This window comes from SAR86 cluster bacterium, from assembly GCA_023703675.1.
Lineage (GTDB): Bacteria > Pseudomonadota > Gammaproteobacteria > Magnimaribacterales > AG-339-G14 > AG-339-G14.
Genome location: CP097974.1, coordinates 92,513 through 110,996, shown reverse-complemented (window position 1 = coordinate 110,996; position 18,484 = coordinate 92,513). Strand labels below are relative to the sequence as shown.

Below are 18,484 nucleotides of genomic sequence, written 5' to 3'. Positions count from 1 at the left end.
TTAAGCAACAAATTTTGAAAGTCTACTTTTGATGATTTCTTCGGCATCAGAGACTATTCTTTCAACTAAATCCTTACATGTTGGTACATCGTGAATTAATCCAGCAACCATCCCGCAGCTCCAAGCCCCAGCATCCATGGTTCCTTCCTGCATGATTTTTGGATAAACCCCTGCAACTTCTTCTATGATGTCTGTAATCTGAATTTCGTCACCAAGAGCTTTTTCTTTTTCTAAAATTTTATTCACTGCGCCATTTGCTAAAACTCTTTCAGTATTTCGCAAAGGTCTCATAATGAGTTCGGTATCCAATTCTGAAGCAGCAACTAAAGCGTCTTTTACATTTTGATGCACTGGAGCCTCTTTGGTTGCAATGAATCTAGTTCCCATGTTAATTCCATCCGCTCCCATTGATAATGCTGCAGCAAGTTGCTGTCCGTTTCCCATTCCTCCTGACGCAACAAAAGGAATAGATAATTCTTCTGCAGCTCTTGGCAAGAGGATCATATTTGGAATGTCATCTTCTCCGGGATGACCACCACATTCAAAACCATCAACACTGACAGCGTCACAACCAATTTTTTCAGCTTTTAGAGAATGTCTCACTGATGTACATTTATGGATGACTTTAATTCCAGCTCCTTTCAAATCAGGCATGTAAGCTTCTGGACTTCTACCAGCAGTCTCAACAATTTTTACTCCTCCTTTAACAATAGCTTCGATGTAACCAGGATAGTCAGGCTCTTCAAACCCAGGCAAGAAGGTCAAATTGACTCCAAAAGGTTTATCCGTCATTTCATGACATTTCGCGATTTCTTTAGCCAAATCATCCGGAGTCTTTTGTGTTAAGCCTGTAATAATTCCAAGCCCGCCAGCATTAGCGACCGCAGAAGCCATCTCTGCAAAACCAACATAATGCATTCCTCCTTGAATAATTGGATGTTCAATTTCAAACATTTCGGTAATTTTTGTTTTGATCATTTTCCTCTCCTTTAAAAATAATTTAATCTACGTACTCTATCTCTTTCCTAGCCCTTTTAGCAATGAGAAGATAACAAAAAAACAAAATTTTTTTAGGACTTTAACTGATGAAACCGCGAAACATAAAAACAGAAACCTTGATGAAAAAATTATCAAGAAATCCTGATTCACACAAAGGAGATTATGGTCATCTTTTGGTTATCGCGGGTAATCTTGGCTTCGGAGGAGCAGCTCTTCTCTCTTCTAAAGCCGCCATGAAAAGTGGTGCTGGTCTTGTTTCTTTAGCAACTAGGTCAGATCATTTACAGGCGGCGTTGAGTTTTTGTCCGGAAGTAATGACTAAAAAAGTAGACACAGGACAGACTTTAGAGAATTATTTGAACTTACCTTCTGTTGTTTGTCTTGGTCCAGGATTAGGAAAAGACTATTGGAGTGAACAGATGATTTTTAAGTCGATCGAAAACGCTTATAAAAGAAATATTCCCATGTTGATTGACGCTGACGGATTGAATTTACTACCTAAATTTTTTAAAAAACTAAAATTACCGAAGAAAATTATCTTAACTCCTCACTTGGGAGAGGCTGCAGCTTTGTTAAATACCTCTGTTGAAGCAATAAAGAAGAATAAAGTTTCAGCTGCAAAGCGAATATCCAAAAAATTTAATGCCGTTGTAGTTCTTAAGAGTCATCAGACATTAATTTGTAAAGGAGAAAATATCTGTATCTGCGATAGAGCTAATCCCGGCATGGCAACAGCAGGCATGGGAGATGTGCTTAGCGGCATTGTAAGTAGCCTAGTTGCTCAAAAATTAAACTTATTTGATGCTTCGTGTTTAGGAGTTGAATTACACTCTTTAGCCGGCGAAGCATACGCCAAAAAATTTAATCAACTTTCATTAATGCCAACCGATATTATTGACTTTCTACCCAGCATTATTGATGAATTTTAATAAAAAAATAATCCTAAATTCATTGGATGATACTGCAGATATTGCTAAAGAAATTGCTAGTAAGCTTGAAAAGTATCCAAAAAATAAGGCATCAATTATCTTTTTAGAGGGTGATCTGGGTACAGGTAAAACAACTCTTGTAAAAGAAATTTTAAAATCTCTTGGATTATCTGAGCCCGTAACTAGTCCAACATTCACAATTATTGAACCTTACTTAATAAAAGATAAAAAAATTTATCATATTGATCTATATAGAATTGAAAGTAGAAAAGAGTTGGAAGTCCTTGGCATTGAGGAATATTCAGCGGAAAACGATTGTTTAATATTTATAGAATGGCCTGAAAAAGCTGAAGGATTTTTCAGTGAATACGATCTTAAGATCCGTTTAAGTCATATAAACGAGTTTTCCAGAGAATTGATTATTGAGAAATCTTAAAATTTTATTTAAGTCTTTAAAACTTCTTCTATTCCTTTGATTGAAATTAACATTCCATGATGAACTGCTTCAGAAAAAATCTCAGGTTTAATCTCAGTGGTCCACAGTAATTCGCAACTATTATTATCCAACTTAATTACTCGCATTGTCGCAAGATGATGCTCTATAGGATTGGGTGTTTCGACAGCAGAATATTGTAATTCCATATTTACATTGTCTAGAGACAATATATTTTCTCTTACTTTCCCAATGCCTTCCATTTCAAATGTTCTAGAGACACCTTCTAAGGAAATTTTTTCAACACTTGGAACCCAATCACATCTTGAAACATCAGAAAGGATTTCCCAAAGCTCCTCAGCTGGGCAAGCAAAAACTTTTGATTCCGAGAGAACTTTCAATACTTTAGCTTAATCTTTCTATCACCATCGCGTTGGCTGTTCCACCACCCTCACATATGGCTTGAAGACCATACTTGCCATCTCTTCTCTCAAGCTCATGAAGTAATGTAGTCATCAATTTAGCCCCAGTTCCTCCTAGCGGATGTCCCAAAGCCATTGCTCCACCATTGACATTAAGCCTTTCTTTATCTGCTTTTAACTCGTGAGCCCAGGCTAAAGGAACTGGAGCAAAAGCTTCATTAACTTCATAAATGTCTATATCACTTATGGATAAGTTTGCTTTTTCCAAAACACTCTTTGAAGCTGGAATTGGTCCAGTCAACATTATCACCGGGTCATCTCCCGCAAGTGCCAAGGAAACGATTTTTGCCCTAGGTTGAATTCCCAACTTCTTTAATCCTGCATCGTTAACTATCATTACTGCAGCTGCACCGTCACAAATCTGACTTGAACTTCCAGCTGTAAGAACTCCGTCCTCAGATAATGTTTTTAAACCCGAAAGACTTTCTAAGGAAGCATCAAATCTTATACCCTCATCTACTGTGACCATTTCTTTTTCCCCTGAAGGCAAATCACCTTCCACAGGAACGATTTCTTTGTCAAAAAAGCCTGACTCAGTCGCCGCAATGGCTTTTTTGTGACTTGCATAAGCAAAAGTATCCAAATCATCACGAGAAAATTTCCATCTTTTTGCCATCATCTCAGCTCCAGCGAATTGGCTGAATTGAACACCGGGATATCTCTCCGTCATACCTTTTCCATTAAATGGTTGTCCATGTCCTTCTTTGAAACTGTCAATAATATTCGAGCCTATTGGAACTTGACTCATTACCTCTACTCCTCCAGCAATAACTATGTCTTGAGTTTCTGACATAACAGCTTGAGCTGCAAAGTGAATTGCTTGTTGTGATGAGCCGCACTGACGGTCGACAGAAGTACCAGGTACTGACTCTGGTAGTTTAGAACTTAAAACAGCATTTCTTGCAACGTTTCCTGCTTGAGCTCCAGATTGACTAACGCAACCAAATATTACGTCATCTATCATTTCGCCTTTCGCGCCTGTTCTTTCAACTAACTCATCTAAAACTAAAGCTCCTAGATCTGAAGGATGCCAATTTTTTAACTTTCCATCTTTTTTTCCGCCAGGTGTTCTTACTGCACCAACAATATAAGCGTTACCCATAATTTTCTCCTTATCTTTTAAATTGAGTTGTTCTAGAGAGTTATTCTATCCATTTTTTAATCTTTAATTAACCCCAAAACCTGTTTTATATTAGGTTTGAAATATGACTCGGGCTTCATAATTTTCCCTTTTTCATTTTTTATTGCTTTTCCATCAACGAACTTACTCATGTTAGATGCCTTTACTTCTTGCCAAACTTTTTCAAAATTTATACCGCAGCTATTGCACATACCCATGATTACCCAAACCATGTCTATCAGTCCGTCTGCTAATTCAATAATATCTTTGTTCTCAAAAGCTTCGATTGTTTCCTTATATTCTTCGGTGATTAAGTTCACATAAAGATCGGCTTCTTTGGAATCAATAGACAACTCTTTACTAATTGGCTGATCACCAGCTCTCATAAATTTTTCAACATCGCTTTGATAAGACATAAGATTCCTCCCTACAAATTAGAATCAATAATTGATGTTATCAGAAATAGTCGATAGGCTTACTTCGATGGAAATAAAACTTAAAGATGGCAGTTTTTATGAGGTAAAAGAAAGTGACCTTATCGCTTGGAGTAGAACTTATAAAGATTGTAATGTTTTTCATGAGGTAAAAGCTGCAGCAGAATGGTGTGAGGCAAACCCATCAAGACGTAAAACTCTGAGAGGTGTCAAAAGATTTCTCAATGCTTGGCTTTCAAAGGCACATAAGTTGAAAGGTAGTCCTCTAAGCTTTAACCAAAAGGAAGGCCATTCTAATATAGAAGAATCTTTGAATGACATTTCTTGGGTTCCAGAACATGAAAGAAAAGAGACGTCTAAATGGTATTTATCATCTAAAGGTTTTTATTATCTAAATGGAAAAAAATATACTGAAGTTTATGGAGCTAAAAAGGTCGTAAGCATTTCTGATAAAAGATTAAAAAAACAATCTAAGAAATCCTAAAATTATATTTCTTCAAAAAAAAAGTTCTGATATCATTCGCGCTCTAAACTAAGATTATGAAAAAAGGAATTCATCCAGAATATAGACAGGTACTTTTCCATGACGTTAGCGTTGACGAATACTTTTTGATTCCGTCTACTTTAAGCACAGATCAAACTAAAGAATGGAAAGATGGAAAAACTTACCCGTATTGCCCTTTAGATGTCTCTTCTGCCTCTCACCCTTTTTATACTGGCCAGCAAAAAATTATTGATACAGGAGGAAGAGTAGACAGATTTAAGAAAAGATTCGCTAAAAAGGGAGCGTCAAAGATAGAGCCAAATAATCCAACAAACAAAGAAACCCAAGATCAGGTTTCTGAGAAAGCAGAAGCTGAGACTTCTTCAAAATCAGAAAAAATGGACGTCAACGAAACTCAAAAAGAAGATGCAATCCTTGACGTAAAAGAAGATATTTCTAAAGAAGCTAAATCTGACGCGACTGAAATTCCAACAGAAGAAACTGTTGAAGAAAAAAATCCAAAAGACAAATAATAAATCTTAATTAATTCTTAGCAAAGTTATTCGTGCTTAGAACATTCTTTGGACTAAAAACTTATATGAATCCAAAAGATATTAGAAATATTGCAATTATTGCCCATGTCGATCATGGAAAGACGACATTGGTTGATAAATTATTGCAACAATCTGGAACCCTAAATAGAAAAGATATTGGTTCAGAGAGGATCATGGATTCCAATGATCAAGAAAAAGAAAGAGGCATTACAATCCTTGCTAAAAATACAGCAATAAAATGGAAGGATCATAAAATAAATATTGTTGATACTCCTGGTCACGCCGACTTTGGCGGAGAAGTCGAAAGAGTATTATCTATGGTAGATTCTGTGCTTCTTCTAGTAGATGCTGTCGACGGTCCAATGCCTCAAACGAGATTTGTCACTGAAAAGGCATTTGAGCAAGGTTTAAATCCTATTTTAGTTATAAATAAAATTGATAGACCTGGAGCCAGACCGGATTGGGTTTTAGATCAGGTATTTGATCTTTTTGATAGGCTTGGTGGCAACGACACTCAGATGGATTTTCCTGTTATCTATTCTTCTGCGTTAAATGGAGTGGCAGGCAACGAACTTGAAGATATTAGAGAAGATATGTCTCCTCTTTTAGATTTGGTATTAGAAAAAGTAAGCCCTCCTGAAGTAGATACTGAAAAGCCTTTTCAAATGCAGATAAGTGCTTTGGATAGCAATAGTTATGTGGGTGTAATTGGTATTGGGAGAATTACCTGCGGAAAATTAAAACCAAACGATCAAGTAGTTGTTATTGACGCTCATGAAAAACATAGAAAGGGAAAGATTTTACAAGTTATGAGTCATGATGGACTGGAAAGAATAGAAGTTTCTGAAGCAGAAGCAGGAGATATTGTTTGTATCACTGGAATAGAAAATTTGTACATTTCGGATACCTTATGCGATCCATTAAAAATTGAAGCCCTGCCCCCTTTATCGGTAGACGAGCCAACAGTAAGTATGACCTTTCAAGTAAATGATTCGCCCTTTGCAGGACAAGAAGGAAAATTTGTCACTTCAAGAAATATAAAGGAACGGCTCGAGCAAGAATTGCTAAGTAATGTTGCCCTTCGAGTTGAACCAGGAGATTCATCAGATAAATTTAAAGTTTCTGGAAGAGGAGAACTACATTTATCTGTCTTAATAGAAAGCATGAGGAGAGATGGTTTTGAATTAGGCGTATCAAAACCTGAAGTAATCCAAAAAGAAGTTAATGGAGAGATTCACGAGCCCTTTGAACAAATTGTTATTGACCTAGAAGAAGAACATCAAGGCTCAATAATGGAAGAAATGGGTTTAAGAAAAGCTGAGCTTAAAAATATGGAGCCGGATGGAAAAGGAAGAATAAAGCTCGAATTTATTGCACCTTCCAGAGGAATGATTGGATTCAGATCACACTTTTTAACTCTCACTAGTGGCTCAGGAATTTTAACAAGCGTTTTTGATCATTATGGTCCTGCAAAAAAAGGTGAAGTAACTAATAGACAAAATGGAGTTTTAGTTTCAATGACAAATGGTAAAACTTTATCTTACTCCTTATTTAATTTACAAAATCGAGGTAAATTATTTGTTGGTCATGGATTGGATATCTACAAAGGACAAATTGTTGGCCTTCACTCTAGAGACAACGACCTTCCTGTAAATCCAACCAAAGCAAAACAACTTACTAATGTAAGAGCATCTGGAACGGATGAGAATTTAATTTTAACCCCTCATATTCAGCACTCCTTGGAACAAGCTCTTGAATTCATAGAGGAAGATGAACTTGTTGAAGTTACTCCTAGTGCAATAAGACTTAGAAAAAAAACTTTTACTTTTTAAAAACTTTCTAGAATCTTTTGATAGATTTGGCCAAAAGACCCGTTTGATAAGCAGATTATATGAGTATCGGATACTAATTCTTTAGGTAATATTTTTAGAAGCTCTTCGGTTCCAGAACAAATCGAAAATTTTTCACTTTTCAAGGCAATTTTTTTGATTTGTTTTTCATTTTTTGAAAATAAAAAGACTTTGTCAGCGCATTCTAAAGATTTGGGTATGACTTTGTCATGATGTCCAGCAGACATAGTATTGGAACGCATTTCGAGCAGACAAATTATTTTTTGATCTCCTACTTTTTTCCTCAAACCTTCTAATGAGTATTTAATCGACGTTGGATGATGGGCAAAATCATCATAAACACTCACAGAATCATTCTGGCCTTTTAATTCCATTCGTCTTGAAACTCCTTTAAAAGACGACAAAGCTTTTGTGATAATTTCATCATCAATTCCTAAAGACGAGGCAGTGACAAAAGCTGCTAAGGCGTTCCTAAGGTTGTGCTCACCAAATAAATGCCAGCTTATTTTGCCTCTGAGTTTGCCATCAAAGTAAATTTCAAAATTATCATCACAACTTTCATTCGGTTTGACAGACCAACCCTTTGGTGAAAATTGATAATTGAAAGTTTCTTTTTTGGAGTAAAGTCCTTGATTGATTAAAGATTCAACATTTTCATCATCCTCAGGAAAGATTACCTTTGCGTTAGAAGGCATCGACCTAATTAAATTATGAAATTGCTTTTTGATGCTATCCAAATTATCAAAAATATCAGCGTGATCAAATTCTAAATTGTTGATTAATAAGGTTGAGGGTCGATAGTGAACAAACTTTGATCTTTTATCGAAAAAGGAAGTGTCATATTCGTCAGACTCAACCACAAAAAAATCATTGTTGCCAAGCTTTGCGGAAGTATCAAATCCATTGACTTTCCCAGCAATGAGATATCCAGTATCAACTTTGGCATCCATTAAAATTTTAGAGATCATTGCAGATGTAGTAGTCTTCCCATGTGTTCCTGAAACTGAAATGACATGCCTATCTTTCAGGATGTATTGGTAGAGAAATTCAGGACCTGAAAGATATTCATTTTTATTATTTAATATTTTTTCCATTAAAGGATTTCCTCTGCTTACGACATTTCCAACAATAAATAAGTCAATATTTTTAGAATAATTTTTCGTTTCAAAACCCTGATCAACCTTGATTTCTAATTCCTTAAGGACATTGCTTATGGGGGGATAAATATTTTCGTCACATCCAGATACTTTGAAGCCTTTTTGAATTGCAAGTTGGGCTATACCACTCATAAAAGTTCCACAAATTCCCAAAACATAAATATTCATAAATAAATTATATCCTTTTCACAGAAATACTTTTTTCAGTTATATTTGATTGATGGCAGCAAAAAAAAACGCCTTTTATGCCCAATCAGGAGGTGTCACCTCGGTAATTAATGCATCTGCCTGTGGTGTTATAGAGGCCGCTAATAAATCTTATAAAATTAATAAAGTTTTAGCTGGTAAAAATGGAATTTTAGGAGCCTTGAATGAGGAACTTATTGACACCTCAAGAGAGTCAAAATCAACCATTGCAAAATTAAAACAAACACCTGGAGGAGCCTTTGGTTCATGCCGTTTTAAATTGCAAGACCCAATCAAACAAAAAAAAGAATATGAAAGGCTTTTTGAAGTATTTGAAGCACATAACATTGGATTTTTTTTCTACAACGGAGGTGGTGACAGCCAAGACACAACTTTCAAGATATCTGAAATGGCAAAAAAACTTAATTTTCCTCTTCAATGCATTGGTATTCCAAAAACAGTAGATAATGACTTACCCTTTACTGATTGCTCTCCAGGCTTTGGTTCCGTAGCGAAGTACGTTGCTACTTCTACTCTTGAAGCTGGATTGGATGTCAAAAGCATGTCAGAAACCTCCACAAAAGTGTTTATTTTGGAAGTTATGGGGCGTCACGCTGGGTGGATTGCTGCCTCGTCTTGTTTAGCTAGCAACGAAATAGAAGATCCACCGCATATCATTCTTCTTCCAGAAGTAGCTTTTGAGAAAAATAAATTTAAAGCGGCTGTTAAAAATACTGTAAAGAGATATGGGTACTGTGTCATAGTCGCTTCGGAAGGAGTAAGAGACAAAAAAGGAAAATTTTTAGCGGATGCCGGTTCTGTTGACGCATTTGGACATAAACAACTAGGGGGAGTAGCGCCTTTTTTAGCTGAAATGGTTACTAAACTTGGTCTGAAAAATCATTGGGCAGTTGCAGATTATTTGCAACGCTCGGCGAGACATATTGCTTCAAAAACCGATCTTGACCAAGCTTATGCTGTAGGCAAATATGCTGTCCAATTAGCTTTGGCAGGAAAAACCGGATTGATGCCGACCATCAGAAGAGTAAGCGAAAAACCTTACAAATGGACATTATCTGAAGTATCTTTGAAAAACGTTGCTAATGTTGAAAAGAAAATGCCAGCTGCATACATTTCAAAAGACGGTTTTAAAATAACCAATGTTGGGAGAAGGTATCTCAGGCCTTTGATACAGGGAGAAAGTACAATTAAATATCACCAAGGGATACCTGACATAGCCCGTTTAAAAAATATTCCTGTACAAAAAAAATTAAGAAGTTTTTAAAATTTTTTTTACGGCACCTGAAAAATTAAAAACTACTTTGTCTTCACAGAGAATTTGACCCTGGCCAAAAACTAAACTTTTAGTTTCTTTATCTATTTTTGGATGAATTTCTAGAAGAGATCCTGTTTTGGCCGGAGCAATAAATTCACCTCTAAAGCTTACTGTTGCAGCGTAATTTTCTTTAGAGTCCATTGCCAAAGAACACAAACAATAATCCGCAACACTCATAAGCATTCCACCGTGCGCAACACCTGCCGAATTACTATTTTCTGAGCGAATCCAAAAAGCCATTACTAAGCTTCCATTATCATTTCTTTTATAGAAACCTTGCCCAATGTGAGCAATATGGTTCTCTGTTTGATCTATAATTTTAAAGCCTTCAGGAACTGAAAAATTGTCCTTAATCATAATGATGATTTTACCCTAATGTGTATAATTAACTTCCTAAATTATGGATTTTAAACTAACTTCAGATCAGCAAGAGTTACAAAAAGTTGCACGAGATTTTGCAAATAAAGAACTAGTATCTTTAGCAGATGAGATGGAAGAATCCTGTAATCCTGTTCCCAAAGAAGTATTAATGAAAATTGGAGAATTAGGTTTTCTTGGAATTAATGCGCCAACAGAATATGGAGGTCAAGGTCTATCCAATCTTGACGCCATCATTATTTTAGAAGAATTTGGAAAGATTTCGTCCGCAGTCGGCTGGCCAGTGTTTGAAGCTAATGCGGGTCCAGTTAAAGTTATAGAGCACTTTGGCACCGAAGCTTTAAAGAAAAGAATAATTCCAAAGGTATGTAGTGGAGAAAAAGTTGTTGCCGTGAGCATGTCGGAACCAGGAGCAGGGACAGGCTTAACAGATCTTAAAACTAAAGCGGAAATTAAAGGCGATAAAATTATCATCAATGGCAATAAAAGGTGGTGTTCAGGAGCTGGTCACTCAGACGGATATGTTGTTTATGCAAAAATGTCAGATGCTCCCGCCGCTAAAGGAATAGGTGCTGTATTTGTTGACCTAGATACCCCTGGATTAACTTTTGGAAATAGTGAGCGATTAATGGGTTGGCGAGGAATTCCATCCGCTGATATTTATTTCGATAACGTAGAGGTTCCCTTAGAAAACTTATTGGTTGAGCCTGAAGATGGTTTTAAAAAACTTATGGAGACCTTTGATTTGGAAAGGTGTGGTAACGCAACTATGGCGCTTGCTCAAGCATCCTCGGCATTAGATTATGTGAAACAATACGTCCAAGAACGTGAACAGTTTGGTAAACCTATTGTAGATTTTCAAGCGGTTCAAATTAAGTTGGCAGACATGCTAATGAAAGTTGAAGCTTCTAGGCTCTTAATTCACAGAGCAGTCTTCAATGCAGCCAATGGTCTTCCAGACATATTAGAATCTAGTAGTGCAAAATGTTTTGCAAACGAAATTGCCAGAGAAGTCACTACAACCGCTATGCAACTTATGGGCGGGTATGGTTTCAATAAGGAATATGGAATGGAGAGAAAAGTTCGTGATGCATTTGGTTGGGGTATTGCGGGGGGAACAATCGATGTTCAAAAGGTAAATATTGCTTCTGCGATGATAGGCAGACGATTTAATCAAAGAGCTAAATAACTCTTATTTCTCTGATAATTTCATCCATTTTCTCAATAAAAATTTTTTTATCGTCATCTGTTAAAAATTCTCCGACTGGAACTCTTTGTCCCTTGGATGAAATCACTATGTGTACTGGATACCAAGGATGTTTAGCCCTTTCTACAAAAACATAAGCCCATTCTCTAATAAATTCTATTGAAGTTTCAGGTCTAAATTTTCCTTTTTCTATAATTAATTTTTCTGGAGAAATAGTAATTATCTCCTGCTTGTTTGTTTTTTGGTAAACGTAATAAGACGCTAGCAAAACTATCAAAATTTCGAGGCCAGCAAAAGGCAGAATAATTGGTGCTCCAACGTATAAAAAACCAAAAGCAATAATTAGTATGGGAGTCGAAATCAACAATAGAAAAATTAAATTTCCCCTCCAAGAAATCGAACGATTTGGCTTTAAAGTTAATCTAAATGTATTATTGGCTTCGAGACGATCTGCAGTAACCATAATTAATTGTTATATTAAACCAAAATTTTTTATTTAAATTTCTAGATGACAAAGAAAAAAATTAATTCTATTGATAGAACTGCCCTTACTCCAAATTATGCACCCGCATGGTTCACTCCAGTCAAGGGGAAAAAGTCAATTTTATGGGATGAAGAAGGGAATGACTATGTAGATTTCGGTGGCGGAATTGCTGTGACTTGCCTGGGCCATTCTCATCCAGAGCTTATAAAAGTTTTAAAGGATCAGTCCACCAAACTTTGGCATGTAAGTAATTATTTGTATAACGAACCAGCCCTAGAGCTAAGTAGTCTATTGGCTAAAAAAACCTTTGCCGACAAAGTATTTTTTTCAAATTCTGGAAACGAGGCGAACGAAGCAGCTATAAAACTTGCAAGAAGATATTTTTATGACAAGGGTAAACCTGAAAAATATGAAGTTGTCGTCTTTACAGATGCTTTCCACGGACGGTCTATGTTGAACATAAGTGCGGGTGATTCTAAACCTCAAAAAACTGGATTTGGTCCGCTTCTCAAAGGATTCAAAAGAGCTAAGTTTAATGATCTTAAATCAGTAGAAAAAGTTATCACCAAGAACACTGCAGCTATTTTTGTGGAACCCATTTTGGGAGAGTCGGGCATTATTAGAGCCTCAAATCCGTTTCTAATGGGATTAAGAAAATTGGCGGACAAAAATAACATTTTGCTTATTTTTGATGAAGTGCAAAGTGGTATCGGTAGAACTGGAACTTTGATGGCTTATATGGGTTACGGAGTTGTCCCAGACATATCAACCTTAGCTAAAGGTCTTGGTGGAGGAATTCCGATTGGTGCAACTCTAGCAAAAAATCATATTGCAAAGGCCTTTCAACCTGGAACTCATGGTAGTACCTTCGGAGGAAATCCATTGGCATGCATTGTCGCTAAAAAGGTAATTGAAATAATTTCTTCACGGAAAGTTTTATCTGGAGTGATGAAAAAAACAATATCTTTTACTAAAAAATTAAATCTTCTTTCTGAAAAATATGACATTTTTTCTGATATTAGATCTGCGGGACTTTGGATTGGTTGTGATTTTAAAAAAGTAAAGTCATCTGATTTTATTCAAGCTGCATATAATGAAGGACTAATTGTTGTCCAAGCTGCTAGAGAAAAAACTATTCGCCTCGCTCCTTCTTTAATAATATCTGACAAAGAAATCAATGAAGGCTTCAAGAGATTCGAAAAAGCATATAAAAATATCATTTAAGAAAAACCTACTTTGCATTCTTGTCTTGACAAAATTTTTACTTATCATAAGAGTAACGATGGTTAAATTTTTAAAAATTTTAATTTTATCTACGTTAATCTTTTCGTGTGCTGGTCCTGCTACTCAGAGACTAAACATTGACAATGATGCTTTAGATGCTGAAACAAAACTTCAACAAACATTAGCGCTTCAAAAAATTAAGGAAAGATACGAACGTTTGCAACGAGTAGGCTATCCAATTCTTAAGAACTCGAGTGACCTTTGCGATAATACTGTGAACTCCATCGGGGTAATGTTCAATGCTTACGTTGCTACAGATAAATATTCTGAAATTGAAAAAGAAGTATATGGAATTGATGAAAAAGGAATAAAAGTCACATACGTTATTCCAAGTTCAGCTGCTTTTAAAAGTGGACTAAGAAAAAACGATGAAATCTTAAAAATTAACAACTTAGAGGTTTCATCAGATAGAGAGAAATTTCACAAAGGCTTAGAAAAATTTAGAAATAAATCAGAGACCCTAAAGGTAGAGTTTTTGAGAGATGGAGTATCAAAATCAGTATCCTTTGATCCTGATTTGATTTGTAACTACCCTATTTTGTTGGTTCAAAACGACTCTGTTAACGCTTTCGCTAACGGAAGCCAAATTGGCATAACGACAGGAATGATAAGGTTTGCTCAAAGAGATGAAGACCTTGGATTGGTTATAGCACATGAACTGGGTCATAACATGATGGGCCACATCTCTAAATTAAGAACTAATTCTCTTCTTGGAACGATTGTTGATTTAGCTGCCGCTTACTATGGAGTAAATACCCAAGGCGTTTTTGGTCAGACTGGAGCAAGAATGTATTCTCAAGAATTTGAAGCAGAAGCGGACTATGTTGGAATTTATTATTTGGAAAGAGCTGGATACTCAACGGAAAATGTCGCAAACTTTTGGCGAGATATGGCAGTGGAACATCCAGGGAGTATCAATCAAAGCCACACTTCCACTCATCCTGCTACTCCTGAAAGATTTTTAGAAATTAATGCTGCTATTAAAGAAATTGAAGAAAAGAAAAAGTCTAATCAGCAATTAATTCCGAACACAGTTGCTGATTAGTTTATTCTTCAACAATTACTTCTACTGCATCTACTCTTCTGTACCCTTTGGGGAGAAAATTTCCCTTTCTACCCCTGGTGCCGACAAAATTTTCTAAATCTTTGGATTTTATTGTGTAATTTTGTTTTCCACTGCAAATTTTAAGACTACTTCCTTTAGCTAGTGACTTCAGAAAAATTAATTTGTTTTCTTTTGCTTCGAATTGTTTTTTATCAATGTTGATAATTTTATTTCCTTTCCCTTTTGAGAGAATCGGCAAATCCGAAGATTCAATTAATAGCATTTTTCCTTCCTCTGTAATTGCAGCCAAGTAAGAGTCATTTATTTTAATCACCTTTTCAGGTCCTAATGGAATAGCTCCTTTGGTGTTGAGTGCAGTTTTGCCTGACTTATTTTTTGTTTGTAATTCAGCTATTTTTGCAATAAAACCATATCCACTGGTCGACGCCAACAAACAATAGTCGTCATCGGTCCCTGCAACAACGCCCGCAAAGGTTGAGCCCGATTGAGAATTTATACTGCCCGACACCGGATCGCCTTGACCTCTAGCAGAAGGTAACTTATGAATAGGTAAAGTAAAAGCCTTTCCAAAACTATCAATGATTACTGCGTTTTGACTATTTCTAGCCGTTGAAGAGGAAAGATATTCGTCTCCCTCTCTATACTGCAGGCTTTGAGGATCAATATCGTGTCCTTTAGCAGCTCTAATCCAACCTCTCTTTGAGAGTACTACAGTCATTGGATCATTAGAGATAAGGTCTTTTTCATCAAATGCTTTTGCTTCTTCAACTTCGACAATATTGCTGTTTCTTTCATCTCCATATTCCTCAAGATCCTCATTCATCTCTTTTTTAATTAGTGTTTTTAATCTACTAGATGAATTGAGAATTTTTTCAATATCTTTGGCTTCAGAAGCAAGCAATTTTTTTTCTTCCAGAATGGCCTCCTCTTCTAATTTAGCTAATTGCCTTAAACGTATGTCCAAAATTGCGTTTGCTTGTAATTCGGATAACTTAAATTTTTTCATTAAAGATTTTTTGGGATCGTCATGGGTTCTTATAATTTTTATTACTTCATCTAGATTTAAATAAGCTTTAAGCAACCCTTCTAGAATGTGCAATCGATCGTTTACCCAATCCAAACGATGTTGCAGTCTTCTTTTTACTGTCTCGGTTCTAAACTTTATCCATTCTTTGAGCATATCTTTTAAATCAAATACTCTAGGCTTACCGTTTAAACCGATGGCATTAAAATTTACCCGAACATTTTTTTGTAATTCTGTAGTAGCAAATAGATGACTCATTAATGCATCTTTATCTATTCTGTTAGATCTTGGAACAACAATTAATCTCACTGGATTATTTTCATCACTTTCGTCTCTTAGATCTTCAATCATACTAATTTTTTTAGATTCAATTTGAGACGCAACTTGTTCAAGGATTTTTGAAGATGAGACTTGATAAGGCAAAGAGCTAATGACGATTTCTCCATTTTCGATATCATAAGTAGCTCTTAGTTTTATAGAACCCCTTCCAGTCGTATAAATTTCCTCAATGTCTTCAGGAGTTGAAATTATTTTTGCCTGGGTGGGAAAATCCGGACTAGGGATATATCTCATCAATTCTTTAATTGACATTTTTGGACTTTCTAAAAGTGCAATTGTAGCTTTTACAACATCGGTGAGATTATGAGGCGGTATATCCGTGGCCATCCCAACTGCAATGCCAGATGCTCCATTCAAAAGTACATTCGGTAATCTCGCAGGCAAAAATTTTGGTTCAATCAAAGTTCCATCAAAATTAGGCATCCAGTCAACTGTACCTTGTGATATTTCAGTTAAAAGATTCTGTGAATAAGCTGATAGTCTGCATTCTGTGTATCTCATTGCTGCAAAACTTTTTGGGTCATCCAAAGATCCAAAATTACCTTGTCCTTCTATTAATGGGTATCTAGTAGAAAAATTTTGAGCCATCAAAACCATTGCTTCGTAAGCTGCACTGTCGCCATGAGGATGAAATTTTCCGATAACATCACCTACAGTCCTAGCGCTTTTTTTGAATTTAGCCGAAGATTTAAGACCCAATTCAGACATGGCATATATAATCCTTCGTTGAACTGGTTTTAATCCATCTCCTACAAAAGGTAAAGCTCGGTCTAGAATTACATACATGGAGTATTCCAAATATGCTTTTTCTGCGTAACCTCCAATCGGTAGGCTTTCTTCTTTACTCATTCAAGTTAGCTAAGTCTCCTTTGGTTTCTAGCCAATGTTTTCTATCTCCAGCTCTTTTTTTAGACAACAACATATCCATTAAAGAGGTAGAAGTATTTCCTTTTTCTAAAGTAAGTTTCAGAAGTCTTCTCCCTTCAATTTCCATAGTCGTCTCTCGAAGCTGACTTGGATTCATTTCTCCCAAACCTTTGAATCTTTGTATTTCTATTTTTTTTTGTTTATTTTTTGATTGCAGATCTTTAACGATTTTGTCTTTTTCATCTTCGTCTAAAGCGTAGAAAACTTCTTTGCCTTGATCTATTCTAAATAATGGAGGTTGAGCAATGAAGACATGGCCTGCTTCTACCAAAGGTCTAAAATGTTTTAAAAATAACGCACATATCAAAGTGGCAATGTGAGCTCCGTCAGTATCCGCGTCGGCAAGAATGCAGATCTTTCCATATCTCAAATTATCTAAAGTTTTACATCCTGGATCTAAACCTAAGGCCATGGCTATATCTTTAACTTCTTGAGATTGAGTTACGGCATCGGTGTCCACTTCCCAAGTGTTTAATATTTTTCCCTTCAGAGACATAACAGCTTGAAACTGTCTATTTCTTGCCTGTTTAGCTGAGCCTCCCGCCGACTCTCCCTCCACTAAAAATAGTTCTGTTTCAGATATTTCTCCAGAAACACAATCAGACAATTTTCCTGGCAATGTAATACCTTTGGTGATCTTTTTTCTTTCGACTTTTTGATTAGCTTTAACTCGTGCCTGAGCATTTTCAATTGAAATAAAGGCTATTTCCTCTGCGGCTTCAGTGTGTTGATTCAACCAAATGGCTAAACTATCTTTTGAAATCGAAGAAGCAATGTTTTGAAATTCTTTCGAAGACAATTTCTCTTTGGTTTGGCCACTAAATTGAGGATCTTTGAGCTTGGCAGACAATACAAAGTTACAATTTTTCCAGACATCGTCTGATGTGATTTTTACTCCTCTAGGAATTAATTTTCTATAGTCACAAAATTCTTTTAAAGCTTCTGTCATTCCACTTTTCATTCCAGAGACATGAGTTCCTCCTTGCGAAGTTGGAATTAGGTTCACATAGCTTTCTGAAATTTTTTCTTTATCGCCTCTCTCCCACATTAATGCCCAAGATAAGCCTGATTCTTCGTCTTGATGTTCGCCAATAATGGGTTTTTCTGGAACAAATAAACCGTCTCCTAATTCATTTATTAAATAGTCTCCTAGACCATCTACGTAACACCATTCTTCTTTGGTTTTAGAAATTTCATCTTTGTATTTTATTGTAAGACCTGAACATAAAACTGCTTTCGCTCTCAAAGCATTGGAAAGTTGTTTAGAAGAAATTTTTTCAGTATCAAAAAAAACAGGATCGGGCTTGAAAAAGATCTTTGTACCAGTATTGCGTTGTCCCACTGCATCAATTTTTTTTAAGTCTTTTTTCTTTAAACTATCTGCAAATTCAATTGCAAATTTTGAACCATCTCTTTTTATTTCTGCTTTTAAGTGAGTAGATAAAGCGTTTACAACTGAGACTCCAACTCCATGGAGGCCTCCCGAAAAAGTGTATTCTTTATTAGAAAATTTAGCTCCAGCATGTAGTCTTGAAAAGATTAGTTCAACGCCTGGTACTTTTTCTTCAGGATGCATGTCAACTGGCATACCTCTTCCATCGTCTTCTACCGTAATGGAATTATCTTTATTTAGACAAACTGATATCTCTTTTGCATGACCAGCTATTGCTTCATCAACGCTGTTATCTACAACTTCCATGACAAGGTGATTAGGACTGGTGGTGTCGGTATACATACCAGGTCTTTTTCTAACGGGCTCAAGACCCGATAAGACCTCAATTGACTCAGCGGTATATTTTGAGTTGGCCAAA

At 36.0% G+C, this 18,484-nt stretch carries 17 protein-coding genes and 1 pseudogene; 9 read left to right on the top strand and 9 right to left on the bottom strand.

Annotated elements, in window-relative coordinates:
- Positions 1 to 975: a nitronate monooxygenase gene (locus tag M9C82_00520; GenBank protein ID URQ74139.1), complete on the bottom strand. Its 975-nt coding sequence runs from the start codon at positions 973 to 975 to the stop codon at positions 1 to 3.
- Positions 976 to 1,085: 110 nt separating this feature from the next.
- Here M9C82_00520 and M9C82_00515 point away from each other — a divergent pair, with 110 nt between their 5' ends.
- Complete coding sequence (locus M9C82_00515; protein ID URQ73650.1) at positions 1,086 to 1,928, top strand: NAD(P)H-hydrate dehydratase; 843 nt, start codon at positions 1,086 to 1,088, stop codon at positions 1,926 to 1,928.
- Positions 1,918 to 2,364, top strand: a complete 447-nt coding sequence (gene tsaE / locus M9C82_00510) for a tRNA (adenosine(37)-N6)-threonylcarbamoyltransferase complex ATPase subunit type 1 TsaE (GenBank protein URQ73649.1) — start codon at positions 1,918 to 1,920, stop codon at positions 2,362 to 2,364. Before M9C82_00515 ends, tsaE begins: the two co-directional genes overlap by 11 nt.
- An 8-nt stretch (positions 2,365 to 2,372) precedes the next feature.
- Here the strand turns inward: tsaE and M9C82_00505 are convergent, their stop codons facing one another.
- The 3 genes from M9C82_00505 to M9C82_00495 are packed head-to-tail and all read right to left on the bottom strand — an operon-like array spanning position 2,373 to position 4,379.
- Positions 2,373 to 2,762 (bottom strand): SRPBCC family protein, encoded by a 390-nt coding sequence (locus M9C82_00505; protein ID URQ73648.1) that lies wholly within the window; start codon positions 2,760 to 2,762, stop codon positions 2,373 to 2,375.
- Between the two features lie 4 nt (positions 2,763 to 2,766).
- A complete protein-coding gene (locus M9C82_00500; GenBank protein ID URQ74138.1) occupies positions 2,767 to 3,948 on the bottom strand; it encodes an acetyl-CoA C-acetyltransferase in 1,182 nt (393 codons plus the stop codon).
- A 53-nt stretch (positions 3,949 to 4,001) separates the two neighbouring features.
- Complete coding sequence (locus tag M9C82_00495; protein URQ73647.1) at positions 4,002 to 4,379, bottom strand: nucleoside triphosphate pyrophosphohydrolase family protein; 378 nt, start codon at positions 4,377 to 4,379, stop codon at positions 4,002 to 4,004.
- Between the two features lie 34 nt (positions 4,380 to 4,413).
- On the opposite strand from M9C82_00495, the gene M9C82_00490 reads away from it, so the two are divergent.
- From M9C82_00490 to typA, 3 genes and pseudogenes are all read left to right on the top strand, one after another.
- Positions 4,414 to 4,881, top strand: a complete 468-nt coding sequence (locus tag M9C82_00490; protein URQ73646.1) for a hypothetical protein — start codon at positions 4,414 to 4,416, stop codon at positions 4,879 to 4,881.
- 56 nt (positions 4,882 to 4,937) lie between these two features.
- A pseudogene (locus M9C82_00485) lies at positions 4,938 to 5,177 on the top strand (type B 50S ribosomal protein L31).
- 302 nt (positions 5,178 to 5,479) lie between these two features.
- Entirely contained in the window at positions 5,480 to 7,267 is a 1,788-nt protein-coding gene (gene typA / locus M9C82_00480; GenBank protein ID URQ73645.1) for a translational GTPase TypA, read from the top strand.
- Here typA and mpl read toward each other — a convergent pair.
- Positions 7,264 to 8,610 (bottom strand): UDP-N-acetylmuramate:L-alanyl-gamma-D-glutamyl-meso-diaminopimelate ligase, encoded by a 1,347-nt coding sequence (gene mpl, locus M9C82_00475; protein URQ73644.1) that lies wholly within the window; start codon positions 8,608 to 8,610, stop codon positions 7,264 to 7,266. The genes typA and mpl overlap by 4 nt on opposite strands.
- A gap of 52 nt (positions 8,611 to 8,662) precedes the next feature.
- Between mpl and M9C82_00470 the strand changes: the two genes are divergently transcribed.
- On the top strand, positions 8,663 to 9,913 hold the full coding sequence (locus tag M9C82_00470; GenBank protein URQ73643.1) for a 6-phosphofructokinase: 1,251 nt from the start codon (positions 8,663 to 8,665) through the stop codon (positions 9,911 to 9,913).
- Here the strand turns inward: M9C82_00470 and M9C82_00465 are convergent.
- Positions 9,899 to 10,321 (bottom strand): PaaI family thioesterase, encoded by a 423-nt coding sequence (locus tag M9C82_00465; protein URQ73642.1) that lies wholly within the window; start codon positions 10,319 to 10,321, stop codon positions 9,899 to 9,901. The genes M9C82_00470 and M9C82_00465 overlap by 15 nt on opposite strands.
- Positions 10,322 to 10,364: 43 nt before the next feature.
- Here M9C82_00465 and M9C82_00460 point away from each other — a divergent pair, with 43 nt between their 5' ends.
- Entirely contained in the window at positions 10,365 to 11,531 is a 1,167-nt protein-coding gene (locus M9C82_00460) for an acyl-CoA dehydrogenase family protein (GenBank protein URQ73641.1), read from the top strand.
- Here the strand turns inward: M9C82_00460 and M9C82_00455 are convergent.
- Positions 11,524 to 12,012 carry a DUF2244 domain-containing protein gene (locus tag M9C82_00455; protein URQ73640.1) on the bottom strand — a complete coding sequence of 163 codons (489 nt, stop codon included), beginning with the start codon at positions 12,010 to 12,012 and terminating at the stop codon, positions 11,524 to 11,526. The genes M9C82_00460 and M9C82_00455 overlap by 8 nt on opposite strands.
- A 45-nt stretch (positions 12,013 to 12,057) precedes the next feature.
- Between M9C82_00455 and M9C82_00450 the strand changes: the two genes are divergently transcribed.
- A complete protein-coding gene (locus M9C82_00450; GenBank protein URQ73639.1) occupies positions 12,058 to 13,257 on the top strand; it encodes an acetylornithine transaminase in 1,200 nt (399 codons plus the stop codon).
- A 58-nt stretch (positions 13,258 to 13,315) separates the two neighbouring features.
- On the top strand, positions 13,316 to 14,362 hold the full coding sequence (locus M9C82_00445) for a M48 family metallopeptidase (GenBank protein URQ73638.1): 1,047 nt from the start codon (positions 13,316 to 13,318) through the stop codon (positions 14,360 to 14,362).
- 1 nt (position 14,363) lies between these two features.
- Here the strand turns inward: M9C82_00445 and parC are convergent, their stop codons facing one another.
- Both parC and parE read right to left on the bottom strand, forming a co-directional pair.
- A complete protein-coding gene (gene parC, locus M9C82_00440) occupies positions 14,364 to 16,595 on the bottom strand; it encodes a DNA topoisomerase IV subunit A (GenBank protein ID URQ73637.1) in 2,232 nt (743 codons plus the stop codon).
- Positions 16,588 to 18,483 (bottom strand): DNA topoisomerase IV subunit B, encoded by a 1,896-nt coding sequence (parE, locus tag M9C82_00435; GenBank protein ID URQ73636.1) that lies wholly within the window; start codon positions 18,481 to 18,483, stop codon positions 16,588 to 16,590. The genes parC and parE overlap by 8 nt, the downstream gene beginning before the upstream one ends.
- Position 18,484 lies beyond the last annotated feature (1 nt).